Origin of the sequence: Streptomyces curacoi (genome assembly GCF_001513975.1) — a bacterium.
Classification (GTDB): Bacteria; Actinomycetota; Actinomycetes; order Streptomycetales; family Streptomycetaceae; genus Streptomyces; species Streptomyces curacoi.
Map to the genome: position 1 here is coordinate 15,522 of NZ_KQ947994.1, position 22,771 is coordinate 38,292.

Here is a 22,771-nt window from a genome sequence, read left to right on the forward strand (position 1 = left end):
CCATGTCCGAGCACGAACGCTCCCGCTACGGTGGCCGTCTCCTCATCGGCGCGGCCTGGGCCGTGCTGCTGCTCGGGCTGTGGATGTGGGGGCGGGAGGTCACCGACGTACGGCAGGGCATATCCGGGCCCGTGTCGGGTGACGTCGCGGCGGTCGGACGGCCCGCGGGGGTGGAACTGCCGCCCGCCGCACGGCCGTTGGGGGACGCGCTGCCACAGCGCCTCGACATCCCCGCCCTCGGCGTGCAGGCACCGGTCGTCGCCCGGGGGCTCGATCCGAAGGGCGCGATCGATCCGCCGCCCTACGACCGGGCCGGCGTCGTCGGCTGGTACGCGGCCGGCGTGAAGCCGGGGGCCGCCGGGGCCGCGCTGATGGTGGGGCATGTCGACACCGAGACCCGGCCCGCCGTCTTCTACCGGATCAGCGCGCTGCAGCCGGGCGCGACGGTGCGGGTGCTCCGCGACGACGGCCGGGTCGCCGAGTTCACCGTGGAGGACGTCCGGGTCGTCGCCCGGGACCGCTTCGACGCCCGGCAGGCCTACGGCGCCCACCGCCCGCAGCGGGCCGAACTGCGCCTGATCACCTGCGGCGGCACCTTCGACCGGGCGACCCGCAGCTACACGGCGAACGTGATCGTGTCGGCGTATCTCACGGGCACGGGGCTGTAAGAGGGGCAAGGGCTTCGGAACGGGTGCCGGCCGAGACCCGCACGCCCCTGCCGGCACCAGCGGTGACCGTGGCTGTAACAGGTCTCCGACAAGACTCGGCGACCTCGTGTGCCCCAGGGCAGGTATGTCAGGATTGAGCCTTGGAACAGTGCACCCAGGGGGGAGTTGGATGTACCTGAAGAGGGGGGCCTGGAGGGGCGCTCGCGCACGGACGTCCGCGATGATGCTGGGAGCGGCATTGCTGATCGCGGGCTGTTCCTCCTCCGGGGACGGTGAGGAACCGGAGGGCAACGCCGACGCCGGGATCAGTCAACAGCCCAAGGACACTGACCCGTTCTGGGTGAATCCGGACGGGAACGCCGCCCAGCAGCTCGTGGACTACGCGAAGGCCGGCAAGAAGAAGGACGCCGAGGCGATCCGCAGAATAGCGGAGCAGCCGACGGGGGAGTGGATCAGTCCGGAGAGCCCGGAGCAGCAGGCGCGCGGCTTCACCGAGGCCGCCGACAAGGCGGACCGTACGGCGCTGCTCGTCCTCTACAACATCCCGCACCGCGACTGCGGCCAGTTCTCGGGAGGCGGTGCCGCCGACGGCAACGCCTACCGGGCGTTCGTCGACAGCGTCGCCAAGGGCATCGGCGACCGCCCCGCGACGGTGATCCTGGAGCCGGACGCCGTACTGCACATGGTGGACGGCTGCACGCCCGGCGAGTTCCACGAGGAGCGCTACGACCTCCTCAAGGGCGCCGTCACCAAGCTCAAGTCCCTGAAGAACACCAAGGTCTATCTGGACGCCGGCAACGCCGGCTGGGGTCACCCCGACCAGATCTTCGAACCGCTGAAGCGGGCGGGCATCGACCAGGCCGACGGCTTCTCGGTCAACGTCTCCAACTTCTACACGACCAAGGACTCCATCGCGTACGGCAAGGAGCTCTCCGCCAAGGTGGGCAACAAGCCGTTCGTGATCGACACCAGCCGCAACGGCAACGGCCCCTACACCGAGGGCGACCCGAACGAGCGCTGGTGCAACCCGCCGGGCCGCGCGCTGGGGGAGAGGCCGACGACCAAGACGGCGGACCCGCTGGTCGACGCGTATGTGTGGGTCAAGCGCCCGGGTGAGTCGGACGGCGAGTGCAAGGGCGGGCCGAAGGCGGGCGAGTGGTGGGCGGAGTACGCCCTGAACCTCGCGAAGGCCAGCAAGTAAGACCGCGGTAAGGCCGCAAGCAAGGCCGCCAGCAAGGCCGGGAACGCCTGGGGGCGCCCTCCGTGACGGAGGGCGCCCCCAAGTGCGTGTGCGCTACGGGACCTTGACCCACTGCGCCTTGCTCGGCGTGCCCTGGTCGTCGGTCACGAAGAGCATGTACCAGCCCGACGGAACCAGGTTCCGGTTCTTCGGCACGGTCACCGTGATCTTGTCGCCGGACGCCTTGAAGTCCAGCGCCACCGACCGCTGGTCGACATCCGTGACGTGCGTGGACGCGCTCGGCCGGATCAGCCGTACGTTCTCGATGGACGAGGCGTGCTGCGAGGTGAACGTGCCCGTCCCGCCGCGCTGGATGGTCTGCGGACCGCCGGACAGCGACGGCTGCGCGTCCCGGTAGAGGTACGGCGGCGTGTAGATCTCGATCCGCTGCTCGAACTTGCCCGGCTTGGTATTGGCCTTGTCGGCGAACAGCGAGTCGGAGCCGAAGAACATCACCCGGCCGTCGGGCAGAAGGATCGAGCCCGAGTGGTAGTTGCGGCCCACCAGCGGGTCGGCGACCCGGTCGAGGGTGTTCGTGTCCGGGTGGTAGATCCGCGCCTGGAGGATGTTGGAGTCGCCGCGGCCCCGGTAGTCCTCGGAGCCGCCGGACACCAGCACGGTGTCGTCCGGCAGGACCGAGGACTGCGGATAGCGCGTGCCCTTCTCCAGCGACGGCCCGTCCACGAACTTCGGGCTGTCCGCGTCGAGGTCGATGATCCGGGTCTTCTTGCTGGACAGCTTGGACTCGCCGACACCGCCGCCGCCGATCACCATGTACTTCTCGTCCTGCGCCGGCGGCAGCAGCACCGTGCCCGAGGTCTCCATCAGCTTGGCGTCGCTCAGCCCGGGCAGCTTGGTGAACTTGTTGGTCGCCACGTCCCAGATGCCCGGGTCGCGGCCCACGTCGTCCGGGCCGTAGCCCGCGTTCGAGCCCGAGTAGAAGATCTTGCCGTTCTCCAGCGGGAACAGCGCCGGGTACGTCGGGAACTGCCGCACCTTCGCCGTGTAGGTCCACTTCTTGGTCTTCGGGTCGTAGACCTCGTTCTTGCCCGGGACCAGCTGGCCGATGTCGTCGAGGCCGGAGACGCTGAGGATCTTGCCGTCGCCCAGGGTGGTGAGCGTCGGGTACCAGCGGGCCTCGTGCATCGGGTCGACCTTGATGTACTTCTCGGCGACCGGGTCGAACTCGTAGGTGTCCCGGATGCCCTGGAAGTCCTTCTTGTCGAGGGCGAGCTTCTGCGCGATGCCGTACGTGTTGCGGGCGTCGGCGCCGCTCAGGCCCTGGACGCGGTAGTTGTCCTGGGTGCCGGTCTCGTACTTGGCGCCCTTCTTCTGCGCCTCGACGTAGATCCGGCCGAGGCCGGGGTCGTTGCGCAGGAACTTGCCGGTCGCCTTGTCGAAGACCTTCTTCGCGCGCGGCACCAGCACCGGGTCCTTGGAGACGAAGGTCTTGCCGTTCTCCTTGCCGGTGAACTTGGTGCCCGCGGGCAGCGTGATCGGCTTGTCCGGGTTCTCGTTGTGGACGATCATCAGGCCGCCGGCCTTGGTGACGTCACCCTGCAGCTTTTCGTAGCGCTTCGTCCCGCCCGCGATCAGCAGATTGCCGTTGGCCAGCTGGGTGTGGCCGGTGCAGAACAGGTCGTTCGGTGTCGGCACCTTCTTGATCGTGCCCTTGACCGGGTCCCAGATCCGGGTGTCGTACTTCTTCGCGTCGAAGTTGTCCTGATTGTTGCCCGAACCCGCGATCAGCAGCACCTTGCCGGTGTGCAACAGGGCCGCGTGAATGGTGTTCAGGCGGTATTCCTCGGGGAACTCGACTATCTCCCACTTGCCGTTCTCGGCTTTGTACTCGGGTCTGTTGATTTGGTACTGGTGGTATTTCTCGGTGCCGACGCGATACAGCCACGGCCCGTTCATTCCGGCCAGCGCGAGCACCACCGCCGTACCTATCGCGAGTCGACGGGCGCGGCGGCGGCCTGCACGGTCGTTCATTCCTTACGTCCCCCAAGTCCACCAAGGGCGATCTGCATGGTCTGGTCGGTGCCGCCGTTCGAGGCGGCCCAACTCGGCTTGTGCTGGGCGTGGGGCGCGTGTGCGTGCGGGGCGTGCTGGGCGGGCATCGGCTGCGGCTGGTACGGCCCGACCGGCCCGGCCTGGCCCTCCGGCCCCGCCGGCGCCACAGCGCTGTGCGGTCCGGTCTGCGCGGGCACCGGCGCGGCGGGCTTCTTCCTCTCCTGACGCAGCATGTAGCGCCAGGCGAAGATCGGCGTCGCGGTGATCAGCATGGCGAACGTCGCCCAGGTGATCATCGCGGGGTGCGAGTGTCCGTACACGAACCCGGCGGCGATCGATGCCCCGAAGATCACGATGAAGTACCAGTGGTACCGGAAGGTCCCGAACCACCGGTCGGGGCTGGCCGAGTCGCCCTTGGGCGTGACCACGAACTTGCTCTTGCGGCGCAGCACGGAGTCGATGAGCGCCTTCGCGTACAGCGGCGCCGACAGCGCGGACATCACCATGCCGGCCACACCGCCGGAGCCCTCCGGCTCGTGCGGCGAGACGTTGTGGCGGCGGTTCCAGACGTACAGGCCGATCTGCAGGGCGGACGCGTTGCCGTAGAGCATCAGCCAGATCGTCGGGTCGATGTTCACACCCGAGGCGCCCAGGCCCAGGAACAGCGCACAGCTCAGCGCGGCCAGGATCCAGTTGAGGGCGGACATCGGGTAGAAGATGATCATCATCGTGTAGTTGAAGAGCTTGCTCGGCGGCAGCGAGTACCAGCCCTTCCAGTACTGCTTGAGGATCGTCTCGTACGTCCCTCGCGACCAGCGCATCTGCTGGGTGAAGAAGTCGGTCCAGGCGCTCGGGCCCTCACCGACGGCGAGCACGTCCGGCGTGTACACGGAGCGCCACTTCTTGCCCGTCGCCGGGTTCTTGTGGCGGTGGATCTCGAAGCCGGTCGCCATGTCCTCGGTGATCGAGTCGTACAGGCCGCCGATCTGCTTGAGCGCCTTGATGCGTACGGCGTTCGACGTACCCACGAACATCGGCGCGCCGTAGCGGTTGCCCGCGCGCTGGATGAGGGCGTGGAAGAGGAACTGCTGGGACTCGGCGGCCTTGGTGACGAAGTTGTCGTAGTTGCCGTAGACCTGCGGGCCGATGACGAAGCCGACGTTCGGGTCGCGGAAGAAGCCGAGCATCCGCTCCAGGTAGTTGGGCAGCGGCACGTGGTCGGTGTCGACCGAGGCGAAGAAGTCGTAGTCGTCGCCGTGGGCGTCGAGCCAGGCGTTGTAGTTGCCGTGCTTGGTCTTGGCGCGGTGCGGGCCCTTGGCCTGGTTCCACTTCGCGATGCCCTTGCGGGAGAAGTGGTGCACGCCGAGCCGCTTGCAGACCTCCTTGACCTCCGGGTCGTCGCCCTCGTCGAGCAGCCAGACGTGCAGAAGGCCCCGGTGGCGCAGCTTGACGGCCGCCTCCAGGGTCTTCGTCACCATCTCCAGCGGCTCCTTGCCGGGCACGAAGGAGGTGAGGAAGGCCACTCTCGTGCCGGTCTCCGGCACCACCGGGATCGGGTCGCGGGCGACCAGTGTGGCGTGCGCGTTGGACAGCACGTTCATGCAGCGGAAGAACTCGATCAGACCGATCGAGACGAGCATGACTATGTCGAGCGCCGGCAGGAAGTCGAAGGCGGGATAGTCCCGTTCGGTCCAGTGCTCGGGCTGGAGCAGCCAGAACAGCAGGACCAGGGAGAGCACCGGGGCCGCGGCCAGCATGAGCGCGACCCTGATGCGGTGCGGCTCCTGCGAGATCAGCGAGCGGTACTGGACCCGGTACGGCTTGTTCGGGTCGGGCTGGGTGAGGGGACCGGCCAGCCGGCTGTAGTGCTCGTAGTCGTACTTCGGCAGCGTCTTCTTGATCCGGCGGAACGCGCCCGTCCGAGTATGCGAAGGCACCCTGAGCTGGGTTGTCTGAGACGGGTCGAAATTCTGCCGGGCGCCCGTCGGCGTCGACGTCATGAGTCATCCCCCCACACGCAGGTCACCGCGTGTATGTCGGTTCCATTTACGGCTGCTCCGGTCCCCCTCGACCGTCACAGGCGTATCAGTGGTGGGCCGCAGTCACCACATCTTCTCCACCTTAGACATGGAACAGCGACCTTCCGGTTGCATCATGCCCCCCTCGGCATGCGGCCATGAACGGGGCCCCCTACTCCCCGGCAAAAACCGGCAACCGGCTCCTTGCCCCCCAACTGCCGCGAATCCGCAGCATCTTGAAAAACCAATCACCAGGGTTCTACGCCGTTCCGCATGATCGCAAGATGCGAAACGAGGTGTTTACCGGTCATACGCGCTCATTGTGGCACCTGTGGGGGTGTTGTGTACCCGTTGTGGACACGCGTGCGCGGATGTTGCCGAAGTGCTCTCTTATGGCCTCCTCCGCCCGTCTCGCCTCGCCCGACCGCACCGCGTCCACGATCTCCCGGTGCTGCCGACAGGTGACCAGCGGATCCTGCGGAGCGCCGCCGAGATCGGTGTGAACACGGTGGAAGGCGTCCCAGAACGCCTCCATGACCTCGCCCAGCAGCGCGTTGTCCAACCCTCGGTAGAGAGTGGCGTGAAACGCCCGGTCGGTCTCGGCGATACCGTCGCCGCCCCGCGCCGCCTGCTCTTCCATACGGTCGACGAGCGCGTCCAGTTCAACGAGGTCGGCCTCCGGAATCCGCCCCGCGAGCCGCGACACCAGCCCCGTCTCCACGGCCTCCCGCAGCTGCAGCAGCTGGAGCAGGGTGTCCTCGCCCCGGTAGTGCCCGGCGACCGTGCGGAAGGCGAGGCCCTCGATCATCGGCGCCAGGGACATCGACCCGACGTACGTCCCGAACCCGTGCCGGATCTCCACGATGCCCATCGCCTGGAGCCCCTTGAGCGCCTCGCGCACGGAGTTCCGGCTGGCGCCCAGGTGGGCCATCAGCTCGGGCTCCGTCGGCAGCGGGGCCCCGGAGGCCAGCCGGCGATCGATGATGAGCTTCTTGATCCGCTCCTGGAGGTCACGCGCTGCCATGGCCAGAGGGTATCCGGCCAAACACACCGGAAGCCCCTCGCTTGCACGAGGGGCTTCCGGGCCGAACAAAAGCGAAGACCCCCCGCGGTTGCGAGAGGCCTTCACTGTCTGTGCGCCGCCAGGGACTCGAACCCCGGACCCGTTGATGCTGCATCCCCCGGGGGGTGACCCCCGGACCCCCAGCCGCTCCTCCAGGCCTCTGGAGAACCCGAGGAGAGCCCTGGAGAACCCGAGGAGAATCCGGGAGAACCGGGGAGAACCCGCCCCAAAAGCGAAGGCCCCCCGCTGTTGCGAGAGGCCTTCACTGTCTGTGCGCCGCCAGGGACTCGAACCCCGGACCCGCTGATGCTGCATCCCCCGGGGGGTGACCCCCGGACCCCCAGCCGCTCCTCCAGGCCTCTGCAGAACCCGAGGAGAATCAGGGAGAACCGGGGAGAACCCGCCCCAAAAGCGAAGGCCCCCCGCTGTTGCGAGAGGCCTTCACTGTCTGTGCGCCGCCAGGGACTCGAACCCCGGACCCGCTGATGCTGCATCCCCCGGGGGATAACCCCCGGACCCCCAGCCGCTCCTCCAGGCCTCTGCAGAACCCGAGGAGAGCCCGGGAGAACCGGGGAGAACCGAGGAGAACCGGGGAGAACCGAGGAGAACCGGGGAGAACCCGCCCCAAAAGCGAAGACCCCCCGCGGTTGCGAGAGGCCTTCGCCGTCTGTGCGCCGCCAGGGACTCGAACCCCGGACCCGCTGATTAAGAGTCAGCTGCTCTAACCAACTGAGCTAGCGGCGCGTGCTGACGGCGTTAACTCTACATGACCTCCGGAGGTGCTCCTGACCACGGGCCGGGGCGGCCCGGTGCCCGTGAGGGGGGCCGTAAACCATTCGGACCGTCAACATGCGAGTGCGGAAGACAGTTGTGAAACTGGCGGAGTGCATGGCCGCGGAGATTTTCGTCTGGAGTGTGAGGGGAATCGCATGGAGACTCGGACTCCGGTATTCGAGGAATTCGATCCGGCGAGTGACTGCGACTGCCCCGGATGCGTTCACTGGAGACGTGTCCTGCCGCATTCCACGACCGGCCGCCACCCGGCCGCCCACCGGGCTCTGATCCTCGCCGCAGCCGCCTCCACGACCCTCGCCGTCGGCCACACCGCCCCGGCTCTCGCCGCCCCCCACAGCTCCCCTCGGCCGAACGTTCCCGCAGGTGACGAGCCCGGAACCCCCCAGGGAGACAAGGCTCCGCTGTACGGCCCGGGCGGGCGGCCGGTCGAGCCGGGCGGCGTGCTCAAGGCGCCCGCGAGCACCCGTGCGGAGATCATCAGGCGGGCGAAGGAATGGGTCGCCGCGAAGGTGCCGTACAGCATGTACAAGTACTGGTCGGACGGATACCGGCAGGACTGCTCCGGCTTCGTGTCGATGGCCTGGAACCTGCCCGGAAACGAATGGACCGGCAGCCTGGACCAGTACGGCGTCCGGATTTCCAGGGATGAGCTGCAACCCGGCGACATTCTGCTGTTCCACAATCCGGCGGACCCCCAGCGAGGGTCGCACGTCGTCATTTTCGGCGGCTGGACGGACTACACGCACACCTACTACATCGCCTACGAGGAGGCTCCCCCGCACGCCCGCCGGCAGGCCACCCCGTACGCCTACTGGAGCCACTCCGACCGCTACCTCGCCTACCGCTACAAGGGGCTGGCGGGCGGCGCGACGGGTGGGAAACCGGACACCGGGCAGTCAGGGGGAGGGCGGCCGGACGGCGAGCAGCAGGGTGCCGGGCAGCCCGACACCGCCAAGCCGGAGGGGCCGAAGGACGGGGCTCGGTATCCGGGCCGGGCGTATTTCGGTCCGGGCGCCAACAACAAGCACGTCGCCCGGCTGGGCCGCATGCTCGTCGAGCGCGGCGCCGGCCGGTACTACCGCGTCGGCCCCGGCCCGCGCTGGTCGGACGCGGACCGCAGGGCCACGCGGGCCTTCCAGCTGGCGCAGGGCTGGCGGGGCCGGAACGCGGACGGGCTGCCGGGGCCGCAGACGTGGGCGCTGCTGGTGACCGGCAAGGGCAACGACATCCGGGCTGGGGCGTCCGAGTCGGGCACGCCCGCCTCGCCGTCGTCGCACGGCGTGCCCGGCTATCCGGGGCGGGCGATGTTCCGGCCGGGCGCCCACAACGAGTACGTCACCCGGCTCGGCAGGCAACTGGTGAAGAAAGGGTTCGGCAAGCACTACCGGACCGGGCCGGGGCCGCGCTGGGGCGAGGCGGACCGGCGTGCCGTCGAGGCCTTCCAGCGTGCCCAGGGCTGGCGGGGCGGCGCGGCGGACGGCTATCCGGGGCCGGAGACCTGGCGGCGGCTCTTCTCATGACCCACCTGCTGTGACGCATCTGGCGCGGAGGCTGGAGGCACGCGTGACCACGACGACTTCCCACACGCCCGAGCCCGAGGGGCTCACGGGCTCGGCCGAGGGGCCGGCCCGGCCCGGGCGGCTGATCCAGAACGAGGCAACCACCGAGATCCCCGTCCATCTGCTGTTCCGCGACGAGTCGGGCCCGGTGTCCGTGCCGCTGAGGCCGGCGGTCGTGGCGCGCCGGCAGGGCACCGGTGAGCAGCCGCGGCTGCGTCGCCCGGTGCAGCCGCAGCCTCCGCCCGCGCCGGAGGTCGACCCCGGCCTGGCGGAGCGGTCGGCGCGGGTGCTGCCCGGGGCGGCGGGTCTGTGGGCCGGTGCCTGCGGGGCGGCCGGGTGCCTGGCCACCTCGTGGTGGGCGGGGGTGCTGCCGTCGCCGGTGATGGCGGCGCTGGGGTTGCCGGCGTCCGCGGGGGCGGGGCTGGGGCCCGTGCAGTGGGCGGCGTACACGGGGGCCGGGGCGCTGGGGCTGTTCGGCCTCGGCGGGCTGGCGCGCGGGCGGACCGGGGGAGCCTGGGTGCTCGGGATGTTCGGCCGCTACCGGGGGACGGTACGGCGCACCGGCCTGCTGTGGGTCAACCCGCTGCTGCTGCGCCGCCGGGTCGACGTACGGCTGCGGCACTGGCGCAGCGAGCCGATGCCGGCGGCCGACGGCGACGGGGTGGCGCTGCGGGTGGTCGTGCTGGTGGTGTGGCGGGTGCGGGACACCGCGCGGGCGCTGCTCGGGGTGGCGGACCACGAGAGGTATCTGCGCGAGTGCGTCGAGGCGGCGCTGGCCCGGGTGCCGGTGGAGCTGCCGGGCGGCCGGCAGGGGTCTGCCGAGGTGGCCGAGGAGACGCTGACCCGGCTGGTGGTGCGGGACGCGGAGGCCGTCGGCCTTGAGGTGTTCTCGGTGCGGCCGGTGCGGGTGGAGTACGCCCCGGAGGTGGCCGCCGTCATGCACCGCCGCCGTGTCGCCGCGCTGGACGCGCAGCACCGGGCGGCTGTCCTCACCTCGGTCGTCGACTCGGTGGAGGACACGGTGACGCGGCTGACCATGCGGGGGCTGGTCGAGCTCGACGACTACGAACGCAAGGCACTGGTCAAGGACTTGACGGTGGCGTTCTGCTCCGGGCGCGGGGAACAGAGTCTGTGATTGGTATGGACATGTTCAACTAACGGCAATAATCTGAGACTTGGTCTAGACCTGCAAGCTCACTGAACCTCCCCCACGTTCCCAGGAGCAGCAGCATGCGCAGAAGGACCAAGTGGTACGCCGCCGCACTCGGACTCACCACGGCCGGGACCCTCGTGCTCTCCGCCCAGGGTGCCAGCGGCCACGGCTACACCGACCTCCCCATAAGCCGGCAGAAGCTCTGCCAGAACGGCACCGTGACCAACTGCGGCCCGATCCAGTGGGAGCCGCAGAGCGTCGAGGGCCCGAAGGGCTTCCCGGCCGCCGGCCCGGCCGACGGGCAGATATGCAACGCGGGCCTCGGCCAGTTCAGCCAGCTCAGCGCGCCGAGGACACCGTCCGGCGGCGCCTGGCCGACCACCCGGGTGTCGGGTGGTCAGCGTTACACCTTCCGCTGGCAGTTCACGGCCATGCACGCCACGACCGACTTCAAGTACTACGTCACCAAGCCGGGCTGGAACCAGAACCACAACCTGGCGCGCTCCGACCTCAACCTCACCCCGTTCCTGACGGTCCCGTACGGCGGTCAGCGCCCGCCGGCGACGCTCTCCCACAGCGGCACCCTGCCGTCCGGGCTGAGCGGTCACCACGTCATCCTCGCGGTGTGGACGATCGCGGACACGGGCAACGCGTTCTACGCCTGCTCGGACGTCACGTTCTGATTCTGAGGTTCCCTTGAGACAGGCCCCCGGGTGCGCCGGGTACGTTCCCGGTCACACCGGCCACTCAGGCCGGGCACGGACATCGGGGGACCTGTCTCATGGAAGTCTTCTTCTACCTCGTGCCCACCGTCATGATCGCGATCGTCTCCCTGGCCGCGGTCACGGTGCTCCGCCGCTCCCGGCAGCTCAGCCGCGCCTGGAACAGCGGCCTGACGGCCGAGGCGCGCTGTCTGCGGGCGTACACGACGACGAGCGGCGGCGGCGACTCCCCGGTGCGCACGACCCTGCACCACGTCTACGAGTTCATGGCGCGCGACGGCCGTGTCGTCCGCTTCGACGAGGCGGGCGGGCCGGGGACGACCGTCGAGGGTGACATCGTCACCGTGCACTACGTGGCGGACCGCCCCCAGCAGGCGACGGCCAAGGCCCCGGCGCGCGGGAAACTCGCGGTGGGCACCGGGTGCATGGTGGTGTTCTTCGGCGTGTTCATCCTCATCTGCATCGTCTTCATGCTGGTCGCCCACGCGATGTTCGTCGCCGCGCAGGACTTCCCGCAGCCGTAGCGCTCCACATCTGACGGCGCGTCAACTACCGTGCGCGCTCATGGAGTCCACGGAGTCCGCACCAGGTACGGTCGCCGAGCTCGTACGCGCCCGGTGGGGTGACCACCGGCCGGGGCTGTGGTTCGAGGGGCGGGTGCTGACGCAGCACGAGGTGGCGGCCGGGGCCGCCGTCCGGGCGGCCCTGCTGGCCGACCTGCTGCCGCCCGGCGCCGAGCCGCACATCGGTGTCCTGCTCGACAACACCCCCGAGTACCCGATGTGGTTGAGTGCCGCGGCCCTCGCGCGAGCCGCCGTCGCCGGGATCAACCCCACCCGCCGGGGCCCGGAACTCGCCCGCGACATCCTGCACACCGAGTGCCGGATCCTCGTCACCGAGCGGGCCCACCTGCCGCTGCTCGACGGCCTCGACCTGCCCGGCGTGCGGCTGCTGGTGACCGGCACACCGGAGTACGACGCCCTGCTCGCCCCGTTCGCGGACGCGGTGCCGGACGGCTCCCGCGCCACCCCGCACGACCGGCTCCTGCTCTACTTCACCTCCGGCTCGACCGGCGCCCCCAAGGCCGCGATCTGCACCCAGGGGCGGCTGGCGGCGGCCGGGCGCGCCCTGGCCGGCCAGTTCGGTGTCCGCCCCGACGACGTGCACTACCTGTGCATGCCGATGTTCCACGGCAACGCGGTGATCGCCGACTGGGCACCCGCGCTCGCGGCGGGCGCGGGTGTGGCGCTGCGGCGGCGGTTCTCGGCGTCGGGGTTCCTGGCGGACGTGCGGCGGTACCGGGCGACGTACTTCACCTATGTGGGCCGCGCGATCCAGTACATCCTCGCCACCGAGCCGCGCCCCGACGACCGGGACCATGCGCTGCGGCTCGGCTTCGGCACCGAGGCCGGTGCCGTGGACGCCGCCGCCTTCGAGCGGCGGTTCGGGGTGCGGCTGGTGGAGGGGTACGGGTCGTCCGAGGGCGGGGCCGCCGTGCAGTGGTCGCCGGGGACACCGCCGGGAGCCGTGGGGCGGGCGGCGCCGGGGCTCGTCGTACTCGATCCACAGACCCGCGAGGAGTGCCCGCCCGCCGTCTTCGACGCGGCCGGGCGGCTGGTCAACGGGGACGAGGCCATCGGGGAACTGGTCAACCGGGGGCCGAACCCCTTCGAGGGGTACTGGCGCAACCCAGAGGCGGAGGCGGAGCGGCGGCGGGAGGGCTGGTACTGGACGGGGGATCTGTTCTGCCGGGACGCCGACGGCTATCTGTACTTCGCGGGGCGCGGCGACGACCGGCTCCGGGTCGACGGCGAGAACCTGTCCGCCGCGATGATCGAGAACATCCTCGCCCGGTACGAGGGTACCGTGGCCGTCGCCGTGTACGCGGTGCCGGATCCGGTGACCGGGGACCAGGTCATGGCGACGATCGCGGGGACCTTCGACCCGGAGGGCTTCGCCCGGTTCCTGTCCGCCCAGCCGGATCTCGGGACGAAGATGCCGCCCCGGTTCGTACGGGTCGTGGATCAGCTGCCGGTCACGGCCACGAACAAGATCCACCGGGCGAGGCTCAGGGCGGAGGGGTTCCGGTGTGCCGAGCCGGTGTGGTGGAGGCCACCCGGGGAGGACGCGTACCGGAGGCTGACCTGGGAAGACGTCGAAGGGCCTCTCGCTCCCACGAGAGGCCCTTCAAGGGTGCGCCGCCAGGGACTCGAACCCCGGACCCGCTGATTAAGAGTCAGCTGCTCTAACCAACTGAGCTAGCGGCGCATGACTCCCGCCGACCGCGTCTTTGCGCTCTCGCGGCTGGCGACAGAGAAAATACTACCTGGTCCCCAGGGGTGCTTCCGACCCACCGCCGGGCGCGGTGGTCAGACCTGGATCGCCAGCGACAGCAGCACCGGCGCCGCGTTCCGGTTCAGCGTGTCCGCCGCCTGGCGCAGCCGGTGTGCGTGCTGGATCGGCAGGGACAGGGCCAGGCAGCCCACCGACGACCCGGCCGTGATCGGGACCGCCGCGCACACCGTGCCCACCGCGTACTCCTGGAGGTCGAGGTGGGGCACCGTCGGCGGCTGGGACTCCAGGCGGGAGAGCAGCACCTTGTCGCTGGTGATCGTGCGCGAGGTCAGGCGGGCCATCTTGTGGCGGGAGAGATGGTCGCGCCGGCCGTTGTGGTCGAGCTGGCCGAGCAGGCTCTTGCCGATCGCGGTGGCGTGGGCGGAGTCGCGGAAGTCGACCCACTCGTGGACCACGGGCGTCGCCGGTCCGGCGGCGTACTGGTCGATCCTGACCTCACCATCGACGTACCGGCTGATGTAGACCGCGGCGCCGACCGAGTCGCGCAGCCGGTCGAGCGTGCGCTGGAGGTTCTCGCGCAGGGCCTGCTCGCGGCCCCGCGCGGAACCCAGGCGGTTCAGGGCGTCGCCGGTGACGTACGCCCCGTCGGCGACCTGCTCGACGTAGCCCTCGCGGCGCAGCATCCGCAGGAGGCTGGTCAGGCGCTCCATGCCGATGCGGGTGTGCCGGGCGAGTTCGGCGTCGGTGACTCCGGTGCTGTGCCGCGCCACGGTCTCCAGGACGCGCAGGGCGTCCTGGGCCGAGTGGTACGGCGCGGTCGGCTCGTGTTTCAGCGCCACGGTTCCCCCTGCGGTCGCTCATTGGGCCGGGTTGCAGTCAGCCAATCCCTTTCACGATAACCGCCAAGAGGCTTGTAGTGAGCGGTTGTTGACGAGATTCCATCGCTGTGCACACCCCTCTCAGCAGGGCGACAGCACTCTGGCATATGCCACCGTCATGCCACGGCGCCCGGACCTCGAAGGTTGAACCTCGTTCACTTCCCGGCGTCACAGCACGGCGCTGAGAAATTCCCGCGTCCGGTCGTTCTCCGGGTCGTTGAAGATCTTCTCCGGCGAGCCGGACTCGATGACCCGGCCGGAGTCGAACATCAGGACCTGGTCCGAGATATCCCGGGCGAAATTCATCTCGTGGGTCACACAGAGCATCGTGATGTCGGTGCTGCGGGCGATGTCCCGCAGCACGTCCAGGACGCCCGCGACCAACTCGGGGTCCAGCGCCGAGGTCACCTCGTCGAGCAGCAGCACCTGCGGCCGCATCGCCAGCGCCCGCGCGATCGCCACCCGCTGCTGCTGGCCGCCGGACAGCTGGGTCGGGCGGGCGTCGCACTTGTCGGCGAGGCCCACCATGTCCAGCAGCTCACGGGCGCGCGCCTCCGCCTCGTCCTTGGACAGGCCGAGCACGGTGACCGGGGCCTCGGTGATGTTGCGCAGCACGGTCATGTTCGGGAACAGGTTGAACTGCTGGAAGACCATGCCGATCTTCTTGCGGACCTCGCGCACCTGCTTCTCCGGGGCCGGGAAGAGCTGCTCACCGGCGACCGTGATCGTGCCCTCGTCGGGCTTGAGCAGGGTCATCAGCAGACGCAGGATCGTCGTCTTGCCGGAGCCGGACGGGCCGATCAGGGTCACGTGCTTGCCGGACGCGACGGAGAAGTCGAGCCGGTCGAGCACGGTGTTGGATCCGAAGCGCTTGGTGACGTTGTCGAAGCGGATCAGCTCGGCGCCGTCCACCGGCGGGTTGGCGCTCGCGTCGGGTTCTTTCATCAGCGGGGTGTCAGCGGACAAGGCGTCGCTCCAGGGCTCGTACGAGAAGGGAGGCCGGATAGGCGATGAGGATGAAGGCCACACCGATGACCGTCAGGGGCTCGGTGAACTGGAAGTTCTCCTGCGCGAACAGCCGCGCCGCGCCGAGCATCTCCATGACCGTGATCGTCATCAGGACCGGGGTGTCCTTGAGCATCGCGATGACGTAGTTGCCGAGGGCGGGCACCACCCGGCGGATCGCCTGCGGCAGGATCACCACCCGCCAGGTCCTGGTGACCGGCAGGTTCAGCGCCGTCGCGGCCTCCCACTGGCCGGCCGGCACCGCCTCGATGCCGGCGCGGTAGACCTGCATCGTGTACGTCGAGTAGTGCAGCCCGATGGCGAAGACACCGGTGGCCAGCGCCGAGAAGGTGAAGCCCCACTCGGGCAGCACATAGAAGAGGAAGAACAGCTGCACCAGCAGCGGGGTGTTGCGGATGAACTCCGTGACCGCCCCGACCGGCCAGCGCACCCAGCGCGACGGCGTGCGCATCAGCAGCGCCCACACCAGGCCCAGCGCGAAGGAGATCAGCGAGCCGAGGGCCAGGATCTGCAGGGTGAGCAGCAGCCCGTCCCAGAAGCGCGGCATGAAGTCGGCGACAGCGCCCCAGTCCCAGGTCATCCGAGAGCACCTCCCGCCCCCACGCCGGTCGTCTCAGGACGGTGCAGCTCCTGGTCGGGGGTGCGCCCGACGGGCTTGCCGACACCGGTCTTGAGCTTGCGTTCCAGTCCGCGCATCCCCCGCGTGAGCAGGAAGGCGATGACGAAGTAGATCAGCAGGACGTACGTGTAGATCTCCGCGCTCTCCTGCAGCGCGAGCCGCACCAGGTTGGCGCTGAAGGCCAGGTCGCCCATGCCCATGACGGACACCAGGGCCGTGCCCTTCAGCAGCTCCACCAGCAGGTTGGTGAAGGAGGGGATCATCTCCGGTACCGCCTGCGGCAGCAGGATCAGCCGCATCCGCTGCCACGGCGTGAAGCTGAGCGCGATCCCGCCCTCGCGCTGCGCGGGGTCGACGGAGTTCAGGGCGCCGCGCACGATCTCGGCGCCGTACGCCCCGTAGGTCAGTCCGAGTGCCAGCGTGCCGGCCCACAGCGGGACCAGCTGCCAGCCGAAGGCGACCGGCAGCACGAAGAACACCCAGAAGATCATGATCAGGGCCGAGGTCCCGCGGAACACCTCGGTGTAGAAGCCCGCGAGGAAGCGGACGATCCACAGCCGGTGGGTGCGGGCCATGCCGACCCCGAAGGCGACCGCCGCCGCCACCAGCGCGCTCAGCACCAGCAGCTGGACGGTGGTCCAGATTCCTTGCAGTACGAGTTCCCAGAGTCCCGAGGTCATCCGCCGCACAGCTCCTTCGCGGTGAGGTCGGTCATCTCGGCCTCGGTGAAGCCGAAGGGCTTGAGGATGCGCAGCAGCTCCCCGCTCTTCTTCAGCTTGCGCAGCTCGACGTTGAAGGCGTCCCGCAGCTTCGTCTCGGTCGGCCGGAAGGCGAAGGCCCCGCCGTCGACGTGCGGTCTGCCGCCGACGACCGGCTTGAACGGCTCGGTGACCTCGGCCTTGGCCGACTTCTTGACGACCTCACGGGTGGTCAGCGCCGTACCGGCGAAGACGTCGACGCGCCCCGCCTCGACGGCGTTCAGCCCCGCGACCTGGTCCGGCACGATGAGGATGTCGCTCTCCTTGTACCCCGCCTCGACGGCGTACTGGATCTCGGCATAACCGGTCCCGGTGGCGAACTTGGCCTTCTTCTCCACGACGTCCTTGTAGTCGTGCAGCCCCAGGGGATTGCCCTTGCGCACGATGAAGGAATCGAGCATCTGATAGTCGGGGTCGGAGAAGATGACCTGCTCACAGCGCTCTGGATTGACGTACATCCCGGCGGCGACGACATCGAACTGCTGGGAGTTGAGCCCGGGTATCAGTGACCCGAACTCGGTGGGCACGGGCTGCACCCGGTCCACTCCGAGCCGCTTGAAGACGACCTTCGCCAGCTCGGGCGCCTCACCGGTGAGTTCGCCGTTCTTGTCGATGTACCCGAAGGGGATCTCACCGGCGATCCCGAGCCGTACGACACCGGCGGCCCGGAGGCGTTCGAGCAGATCGCCGCCGTCCTTGGTGGACGCCGTGGCCACCCGCGAGCAGCCCGCCGCGCCCAGTGCGCCGAGCGCCGCCACCCCCGCGAGCAGCGACCGGCGAGTGGTGCCGGACGGCCGGCGCGTCGTTCTGGATGTGTGTTCGACATGTGGTTCGACATGTTCCAGTGGTGGAGCCATGGCGGCGCGGCTACCCGAGACCATGCGATGTATGCACCCTGGAATGCATGACAGATCGGTTCATCGAGGTGTCGCTGGTCAAGCGGGGAATCCACTGCACGGCCAAACTCCTGGACGATCGCGCCCCGCTGACCTGCGCGGCCGTCTGGGACGCCCTGCCCCTGAGCGGCGACGTCTACCACGCCAAGTACGCCCGTAACGAGATCTACGCCCTCTTCCCGCCCTTCGCGGAAACGGAGCCGCCGCTGGAGAACCCGACAGTCACCCCCATCCCCGGAGATCTCTGCTATTTCGCCTTCGCCGGCACGGAACTGGGCACGAAGTCCTACGGCTACGACCGTGAGGTCCGCCCCGGCACGACGGTGGTCGACCTGGCCCTGTTCTACGAGCGCAACAACCTGCTCCTGAACGGCGACGTGGGCTGGGTGCCCGGCATCGTCTGGGGCCAGGTAGTGGCGGGGCTGGAGGAGATGGCCCAGGGCTGCAACGACCTGTGGCGGTCGGGCGCGCTGGGGGAGTCGCTCAGCTTCCGGAGGGTGTGAGCCCGGCGATGCGGGCCTCGTAGAGCGTGTGCGCGGCCCGCAGCACCAGGTCGTCCCGGTGCCGGGCGGCCACGAGCTGGAGGCCGATCGGCAGACCGTCCCCGTCCGTGCCGACGGGGACGGTGGCCGCCGGCTGCTGGGTGAGGTTGAAGGGGTACGTGAACGGGGTCCAGCCCGTCCAACGGTGGTGACCGGAGGCCTTCGGCACCTCCGCGCCCGCCTCGAACGCGGTGAGGGGGAGGGTGGGGGTGACCAGGAGGTCGTAGGTGTCGTGGAAGCGGCCCATGCGGCGGCCGAGATCCATGCGGACGTCGACCGCGGCCAGATAGTCCAGCGCGCTGACGCGGGCGCCGGCGTCGCAGATCTCCCGCAGCCCCGGGTCGAGCGACTCCCGCTGCCGCGGGCCGAGATGCTGGGTCACCCGGGCCGCCCCCGTGAACCACAGGGTGTGGAAGGCGTCCACCGGGTCGGTGAAGTCGGGGTCGGTCTCCTCGACGTACGCGCCGAGCGCCGCCAGCCGCTCCACCGCCCGCCGCACCGCCGCCGCGACCGCCGGACGCACCGCCACCTGGCCGCCGAGGGAGGGGGAGTAGGCGACCCGCAGGCCGTGCACGCCCCCGGACAGGGCCGTGCGGAAGGAGCCGGGCGGCGCCGGGAGCGCCGACCAGTCGCGGGAGTCGGGGGCGCCGATGACGTCGAGGAGCAGGGCCGCGTCGGCCGCGTCCCGGGTCATCGGGCCGACGTGCGCCAAGGTCCCGAAGGCACTGGCGGGGTAGAGCGGGACCCGGCCGTACGTCGGTTTCAGGCCGAAGATGCCGCAGAAGGCCGCCGGGATACGGACACTGCCGCCGCCGTCCGTGCCGAGGGCGAGCGGCCCCGCGCCGAGCGCCACGGCCGCCGCCGCGCCGCCGCTGGAGCCGCCCGCGGTACGGGTCGGGTCGTGCGGGTTGCGGGTGACGCCCGACAGGGGCGAGTCGGTGACGCCCTTCCAGCCGAACTCGGGGGTGGTCGTCTTGCCGAGGAAGACGGCGCCGTGCGCGCGCAGCCGGGCGACGGAGGGGGCGTCCTCGTCCCAACGGCCCTGCTCGGAGATGGTCTTCGAGCCCTTCAGTGTCGGTGCGCCGCGCATCAGCAGGATGTCCTTCACCGTGACCGGGACGCCGTCGAGCAGACCGGCCGGTGCGCCGCGCCGCCAGCGCTCGGCCGATTCCCGGGCCCGCGCGAGGGCCTCGTCGGCGGTGAGGCGTACGAAGGCGTTGACCTCCGGCTGGATCCGCTCGGCCCGCTCCAGGGCCGCGCGGGTGGCGTCGACGGGGCTGAACTCCCCGGTGCGGTAGCCGTCGAGGAGTTGTACGGCAGTCAGTTCGGTGAGTTCCGTCATGCGCCCTCCAGGCTCGAATCCGAGAGAATCCGCGAGCGTCCGTGGGGAGTTCAGCGTCCCGGTACGTACCCGCGCTGCTTGTCGACCACGTTCAGCAGCGGTCTGCCCGCCTCCCAGCGCTCGTACAACTCCACGAACTGACAGCCGAGTTCATCCCGCCAGCCGACGGTGTCCCCGCTCATGTGCGGGGAGACGATCAGGCCCGGCGCCTGCCACAGCGGGCTGTCGGGCGGGAGGGGTTCGTGCTCGAAGACATCCAGCGCGGCCCCCGCGATCCACCGCTTGGCGAGGGCGTCGGCCAGCGCCTCCTCCACCACCAGCTGCCCGCGCCCGACGTTGATGAACCGGGCGGAGGGCTGCATCATGCCGAAGCGGCGGGCGTCGAACATGCCGTACGTCTGCTCGGTGAGCGGCGCGGCGGCGATCACCCAGTCGGCGCGGGACAGCAGCCGGTCGAGGTCGTCCGGGCCGTGGATGCCGGTGCGCGGGACCCGGCCGACCAGCGCGGTGGTGACGTCGAGGGCCTTGAGCGTGCGGGCGATCGTACGGCCGATGGGACCGGAGCCGACCACGCACGCGCGCGTGCCGGCGACGCGCTGCCCCTCGCGGTGCCGCCACTCGTGGGAGCGCTGCAGCTCCAGGGTCCTCGGCAGGTCCTTCGCCATGGCCAGCACCAGCGCGGCGACGTACTCGGCGATCGGCTGGTCGAAGACGCCGCGCGCGTTGGTGACCACCGTGTCGGACGCGGTGAGCTCCGGGCACATCAGATGATCCACGCCCGCGCTCGCCGTGTGCACCCAGCGCGGCCGGGGGCCGTCGCCGGGCCAGGCGTCGCGTACGGCGGACGAGGTGAAGTCCCACACCAGCAGCACGTCGGCGTGGGGCAGCCGCTCGGCGAGGGCCGCCTCGTCCGTGTGCTCGATACGGGCGCGGCCGGTGAGGCGGCCGAGACGCGGGAGGGGGTCGGCGTCGAGGACCAGGAGGGTCGGCGGGGAGCCGGGGGCCGGCGACGGACGGGGGGTGGCTGCGGTCATACGGGGTCGTTTCTCCGGAGGGTGCGGGGGCGGTTTCTCGGAGTTCTACTGGAAGCGATGGCCGTCTGACATGCGAGGTTTGACCACGCTCGCACCCGAACCTACCTTCGTCAACACGGGCGTACGTACGGTCCGTTGCTCACCTGTTTCTCATAGTGAGGGCGGTGCCTGCCATGGACGCCATGGACATCTCCTTCCTCGGCGGACCCCGCCCCCAGCGCGGCGTCGGAGTCATCGCCCCCTTCGACTTCGCGCTGGACCGGGAGCTGTGGCGCTGGGTGCCGGACGAGGTGTCGCTGCACCTCACCCGCACCCCGTACGTCCCCGTCGAGGTCAGCCTGGATCTGGCCCGCCTGGTCAGCGAGCACGAGACGCTGAGTGACGGCGTGCGCACCCTGACCGCGATCTCACCCGAGGTGGTCGCCTACGCCTGCACCTCCGGCAGCTTCGTCGCCGGCATCGCGGGCGAGCGGGCGATGTGCGCGGCGATGACCCATGCGGGGGCGGTACCGGCGGTCACCACGTCCGGGGCGCTGCTGGAGGCGCTGAGCGACCTGGGCGTACGGCGGGTGGCGCTGGTGACGCCGTACACCGTGTCGGTGACACGGGCGCTGGAGGCGTATGTCGCGGAGGCGGGGGTCCTGGTCACGGGGTGTGCGTACATGGGCCTCACCCGGCACATCTGGAAGGTGCCGTACCGCGATGTGGCGGACATGGCGCGCAGGGCCGTGCGCCGTGCGGCCGACGCCCTGTTCATCAGCTGCACCAACCTGCCCACCTACGACGTCATCCCCCAGCTGGAGGCGGAACTGCGCATGCCGGTGCTCTCGGCCAACCAGGTGACGATGTGGGCTGCGCTGCGCCGAATGGGTACCCGAGCGGTGGGGCCGTACCAGGCGCTGATCGATCCGGCGGCGCGGGACGGTTCCGCACTGCCGGACGTACTGCCGAATCTGCCGGGTGAAGAACAGCAGCAGGAAGGGCCGACATGACCGCACTGGGATTCCTCTACCCGGGCCACTCCGCCGAGGACGACTATCCACGCATCGAGCAGCTGCTCGCCAGCGACATCCGGATCGACCTGGTGCACACCGACATCGGCGAGGACGCGCACCGCGAGGACGCGCTGCGGGAGATGGGCTCGGCGGAGCGGCTCGCGGCCGGCGTGGAGGCGCTGCGGCTGGCGGGTGCCGAGGCGGTGGTGTGGGCGTGCACGAGCGGCAGCTTCGTCTATGGCTGGGAGGGCGCCCACGAGCAGGTGCGCACCCTCGCCGTCACGGCGGGCATGCCGGCCTCGTCGACGTCCTTCGCCTTCGTGCACGCGGTACGGGAGCTCGGGGTGCGGCGGGTGGCGATCGGCGCGACCTACCCCGACGACGTGGCGGAGCTCTTCGCGGACTTCCTCCGGGCGGCCGGCACGGAGGTGGTGGCGGTACGCGGCTCCGGGATCATCACGGCGGCCGAGGTCGGGACCTGGGGCGAGAAGGAGCTGTTCACGCTGGCGAGGGAGGCGGACCACCCCGACGCCGAGGCGATCCTCCTCCCGGACACCGCCCTGCACACCGCCTCCCACCTCCCCGCCCTGGAACAGCACCTGTCCAAGCCGGTCCTCACCGCCAACCAGGTCACGGTCTGGGAGGCCCTCAGGCTGACGGACCGCCGGGTGAACGCCCCGGAACTGGGCTCCCTCTTCACCAAGGAACCGATCGTGCAGGTATAGCGGCGACACTGCCAGAGCCCAGGGGCTCCGCCCTCCAGTGGCTCTGCCAGGGGCTCCGCCCCTTCCACCCCGCCAGGGGGCTCCGCCCCCTGGACCCCCGGGCCTTCGCCCACCCACCACCCGACTCGGTCGGCCAAGAGGCTGGCCTCGAACCTCTCAACACCGGCCGTCATCAACCAGCCCGTCCGGCGTTCGAGGACGAGCCCATGCCACTACCCAGCGCGGGTCGGCATCATCCAGCCCGTCAGTGTTCGAGGACGAGCCCATGCCATCCCTAGCCCCCACCCACCCGCTGGGGCGCTACACCCGGCAGCGGTCACTACCCAGCGCCGGTCGGCATCATCCAGCCCGTCCGGTGTTCGAGGACGAGCCCATGCCACTACCCAGCGCCGGTCGGCATCATCCAGCCCGTCCGGCGTTTGAGGACGAG

General features: G+C 70.1%; 20 protein-coding genes and 2 tRNA genes. 10 read left to right on the forward strand and 12 right to left on the reverse strand.

Features of this window, described 5'->3' with window-relative positions:
- Positions 1 to 2 precede the first annotated feature (2 nt).
- On the forward strand, positions 3 to 668 hold the full coding sequence (locus AQI70_RS31515; protein WP_062155874.1) for a class F sortase: 666 nt from the start codon (positions 3 to 5) through the stop codon (positions 666 to 668).
- A gap of 169 nt (positions 669 to 837) precedes the next feature.
- Positions 838 to 1,869 carry a glycoside hydrolase family 6 protein gene (locus AQI70_RS31520; protein ID WP_062155875.1) on the forward strand — a complete coding sequence of 344 codons (1,032 nt, stop codon included), beginning with the start codon at positions 838 to 840 and terminating at the stop codon, positions 1,867 to 1,869.
- A gap of 93 nt (positions 1,870 to 1,962) precedes the next feature.
- Here AQI70_RS31520 and glxA read toward each other — a convergent pair whose 3' ends face one another.
- From glxA to AQI70_RS31540, 4 genes are all read right to left on the reverse strand, one after another.
- Positions 1,963 to 3,900, reverse strand: a complete 1,938-nt coding sequence (gene glxA / locus AQI70_RS31525; protein ID WP_062155876.1) for a radical copper oxidase GlxA — start codon at positions 3,898 to 3,900, stop codon at positions 1,963 to 1,965.
- Positions 3,897 to 5,921 carry a glycosyltransferase family 2 protein gene (locus tag AQI70_RS31530; RefSeq protein WP_062155877.1) on the reverse strand — a complete coding sequence of 675 codons (2,025 nt, stop codon included), beginning with the start codon at positions 5,919 to 5,921 and terminating at the stop codon, positions 3,897 to 3,899. The genes glxA and AQI70_RS31530 overlap by 4 nt, the downstream gene beginning before the upstream one ends.
- Before the next feature lie 325 nt (positions 5,922 to 6,246).
- Entirely contained in the window at positions 6,247 to 6,963 is a 717-nt protein-coding gene (locus tag AQI70_RS31535; RefSeq protein ID WP_004000985.1) for a FadR/GntR family transcriptional regulator, read from the reverse strand.
- Positions 6,964 to 7,672: 709 nt separating this feature from the next.
- Positions 7,673 to 7,746: transfer RNA gene (locus AQI70_RS31540), tRNA-Lys, on the reverse strand.
- Between the two features lie 185 nt (positions 7,747 to 7,931).
- On the opposite strand from AQI70_RS31540, the gene AQI70_RS31545 reads away from it, so the two are divergent.
- The 5 genes from AQI70_RS31545 to AQI70_RS31565 all read left to right on the forward strand — a co-directional run bounded on the left by AQI70_RS31545 (position 7,932) and on the right by AQI70_RS31565 (position 13,460).
- The gene (locus AQI70_RS31545; RefSeq protein WP_062155878.1) at positions 7,932 to 9,317 is read left to right on the forward strand and encodes a peptidoglycan-binding protein; all 1,386 of its coding nucleotides are present in this window, start codon (positions 7,932 to 7,934) and stop codon (positions 9,315 to 9,317) included.
- Between the two features lie 43 nt (positions 9,318 to 9,360).
- Entirely contained in the window at positions 9,361 to 10,491 is a 1,131-nt protein-coding gene (locus tag AQI70_RS31550; RefSeq protein WP_062156042.1) for an SPFH domain-containing protein, read from the forward strand.
- Positions 10,492 to 10,586: 95 nt separating this feature from the next.
- Positions 10,587 to 11,192 carry a lytic polysaccharide monooxygenase auxiliary activity family 9 protein gene (locus tag AQI70_RS31555; RefSeq protein WP_062155879.1) on the forward strand — a complete coding sequence of 202 codons (606 nt, stop codon included), beginning with the start codon at positions 10,587 to 10,589 and terminating at the stop codon, positions 11,190 to 11,192.
- Between the two features lie 98 nt (positions 11,193 to 11,290).
- A complete protein-coding gene (locus AQI70_RS31560; RefSeq protein WP_062155880.1) occupies positions 11,291 to 11,755 on the forward strand; it encodes a DUF3592 domain-containing protein in 465 nt (154 codons plus the stop codon).
- 40 nt (positions 11,756 to 11,795) lie between these two features.
- Positions 11,796 to 13,460 carry an AMP-binding protein gene (locus AQI70_RS31565; protein WP_079051554.1) on the forward strand — a complete coding sequence of 555 codons (1,665 nt, stop codon included), beginning with the start codon at positions 11,796 to 11,798 and terminating at the stop codon, positions 13,458 to 13,460.
- Here the strand turns inward: AQI70_RS31565 and AQI70_RS31570 are convergent.
- The 6 genes from AQI70_RS31570 to ehuB all read right to left on the reverse strand — a co-directional run bounded on the left by AQI70_RS31570 (position 13,426) and on the right by ehuB (position 17,664).
- A tRNA-Lys gene (locus tag AQI70_RS31570) sits at positions 13,426 to 13,499 on the reverse strand. The genes AQI70_RS31565 and AQI70_RS31570 overlap by 35 nt on opposite strands.
- A 101-nt stretch (positions 13,500 to 13,600) precedes the next feature.
- Positions 13,601 to 14,365, reverse strand: a complete 765-nt coding sequence (locus AQI70_RS31575; RefSeq protein WP_062155881.1) for an IclR family transcriptional regulator — start codon at positions 14,363 to 14,365, stop codon at positions 13,601 to 13,603.
- 207 nt (positions 14,366 to 14,572) lie between these two features.
- Positions 14,573 to 15,349, reverse strand: a complete 777-nt coding sequence (gene ehuA, locus AQI70_RS31580; RefSeq protein WP_062155882.1) for an ectoine/hydroxyectoine ABC transporter ATP-binding protein EhuA — start codon at positions 15,347 to 15,349, stop codon at positions 14,573 to 14,575.
- Positions 15,350 to 15,359: 10 nt separating this feature from the next.
- A complete protein-coding gene (gene ehuD, locus AQI70_RS31585) occupies positions 15,360 to 16,010 on the reverse strand; it encodes an ectoine/hydroxyectoine ABC transporter permease subunit EhuD (protein WP_062155883.1) in 651 nt (216 codons plus the stop codon).
- Positions 16,007 to 16,729, reverse strand: a complete 723-nt coding sequence (gene ehuC / locus AQI70_RS31590; protein ID WP_062155884.1) for an ectoine/hydroxyectoine ABC transporter permease subunit EhuC — start codon at positions 16,727 to 16,729, stop codon at positions 16,007 to 16,009. Before ehuC ends, ehuD begins: the two co-directional genes overlap by 4 nt.
- Complete coding sequence (gene ehuB, locus AQI70_RS31595) at positions 16,726 to 17,664, reverse strand: ectoine/hydroxyectoine ABC transporter substrate-binding protein EhuB (protein WP_062155885.1); 939 nt, start codon at positions 17,662 to 17,664, stop codon at positions 16,726 to 16,728. Before ehuB ends, ehuC begins: the two co-directional genes overlap by 4 nt.
- Before the next feature lie 47 nt (positions 17,665 to 17,711).
- Here ehuB and AQI70_RS31600 point away from each other — a divergent pair, with 47 nt between their 5' ends.
- Positions 17,712 to 18,206, forward strand: a complete 495-nt coding sequence (locus tag AQI70_RS31600) for a DUF3830 family protein (protein ID WP_062155886.1) — start codon at positions 17,712 to 17,714, stop codon at positions 18,204 to 18,206.
- Here AQI70_RS31600 and AQI70_RS31605 read toward each other — a convergent pair.
- Both AQI70_RS31605 and AQI70_RS31610 read right to left on the reverse strand, forming a co-directional pair.
- The gene (locus AQI70_RS31605) at positions 18,187 to 19,587 is read right to left on the reverse strand and encodes an amidase (protein ID WP_062155887.1); all 1,401 of its coding nucleotides are present in this window, start codon (positions 19,585 to 19,587) and stop codon (positions 18,187 to 18,189) included. The genes AQI70_RS31600 and AQI70_RS31605 overlap by 20 nt on opposite strands.
- Positions 19,588 to 19,637: 50 nt before the next feature.
- A complete protein-coding gene (locus AQI70_RS31610; protein WP_062155888.1) occupies positions 19,638 to 20,621 on the reverse strand; it encodes a D-2-hydroxyacid dehydrogenase in 984 nt (327 codons plus the stop codon).
- A gap of 182 nt (positions 20,622 to 20,803) precedes the next feature.
- Between AQI70_RS31610 and AQI70_RS31615 the strand changes: the two genes are divergently transcribed.
- Together AQI70_RS31615 and AQI70_RS31620 are read left to right on the forward strand one after the other, a co-directional pair.
- Entirely contained in the window at positions 20,804 to 21,613 is an 810-nt protein-coding gene (locus tag AQI70_RS31615) for a maleate cis-trans isomerase family protein (protein ID WP_062156043.1), read from the forward strand.
- On the forward strand, positions 21,610 to 22,341 hold the full coding sequence (locus tag AQI70_RS31620; RefSeq protein WP_062155889.1) for a maleate cis-trans isomerase family protein: 732 nt from the start codon (positions 21,610 to 21,612) through the stop codon (positions 22,339 to 22,341). The genes AQI70_RS31615 and AQI70_RS31620 overlap by 4 nt, the downstream gene beginning before the upstream one ends.
- The last annotated feature ends 430 nt before the right edge of the window (positions 22,342 to 22,771 follow it).

Bases quoted from the DNA above. Each gene is read 5' to 3' on its own strand.
- AQI70_RS31520 (WP_062155875.1), top strand. From the start codon at position 838: ATGTACCTGAAGAGGGGGGCCTGGAGGGGCGCTCGCGCACGGACGTCC.
- AQI70_RS31530 (WP_062155877.1), bottom strand. From the start codon at position 5,921: ATGACGTCGACGCCGACGGGCGCCCGGCAGAATTTCGACCCGTCTCAG.
- ehuC (WP_062155884.1), bottom strand. From the start codon at position 16,729: ATGACCTCGGGACTCTGGGAACTCGTACTGCAAGGAATCTGGACCACC.
- ehuA (WP_062155882.1), bottom strand. From the start codon at position 15,349: ATGAAAGAACCCGACGCGAGCGCCAACCCGCCGGTGGACGGCGCCGAG.
- AQI70_RS31620 (WP_062155889.1), top strand. From the start codon at position 21,610: ATGACCGCACTGGGATTCCTCTACCCGGGCCACTCCGCCGAGGACGAC.
- AQI70_RS31545 (WP_062155878.1), top strand. From the start codon at position 7,932: ATGGAGACTCGGACTCCGGTATTCGAGGAATTCGATCCGGCGAGTGAC.
- ehuB (WP_062155885.1), bottom strand. From the start codon at position 17,664: ATGGCTCCACCACTGGAACATGTCGAACCACATGTCGAACACACATCC.
- AQI70_RS31555 (WP_062155879.1), top strand. From the start codon at position 10,587: ATGCGCAGAAGGACCAAGTGGTACGCCGCCGCACTCGGACTCACCACG.
- AQI70_RS31615 (WP_062156043.1), top strand. From the start codon at position 20,804: ATGGACATCTCCTTCCTCGGCGGACCCCGCCCCCAGCGCGGCGTCGGA.
- AQI70_RS31600 (WP_062155886.1), top strand. From the start codon at position 17,712: ATGACAGATCGGTTCATCGAGGTGTCGCTGGTCAAGCGGGGAATCCAC.
- AQI70_RS31605 (WP_062155887.1), bottom strand. From the start codon at position 19,587: ATGACGGAACTCACCGAACTGACTGCCGTACAACTCCTCGACGGCTAC.
- AQI70_RS31560 (WP_062155880.1), top strand. From the start codon at position 11,291: ATGGAAGTCTTCTTCTACCTCGTGCCCACCGTCATGATCGCGATCGTC.
- ehuD (WP_062155883.1), bottom strand. From the start codon at position 16,010: ATGACCTGGGACTGGGGCGCTGTCGCCGACTTCATGCCGCGCTTCTGG.
- AQI70_RS31610 (WP_062155888.1), bottom strand. From the start codon at position 20,621: ATGACCGCAGCCACCCCCCGTCCGTCGCCGGCCCCCGGCTCCCCGCCG.
- AQI70_RS31535 (WP_004000985.1), bottom strand. From the start codon at position 6,963: ATGGCAGCGCGTGACCTCCAGGAGCGGATCAAGAAGCTCATCATCGAT.
- glxA (WP_062155876.1), bottom strand. From the start codon at position 3,900: ATGAACGACCGTGCAGGCCGCCGCCGCGCCCGTCGACTCGCGATAGGT.
- AQI70_RS31515 (WP_062155874.1), top strand. From the start codon at position 3: ATGTCCGAGCACGAACGCTCCCGCTACGGTGGCCGTCTCCTCATCGGC.
- AQI70_RS31565 (WP_079051554.1), top strand. From the start codon at position 11,796: ATGGAGTCCACGGAGTCCGCACCAGGTACGGTCGCCGAGCTCGTACGC.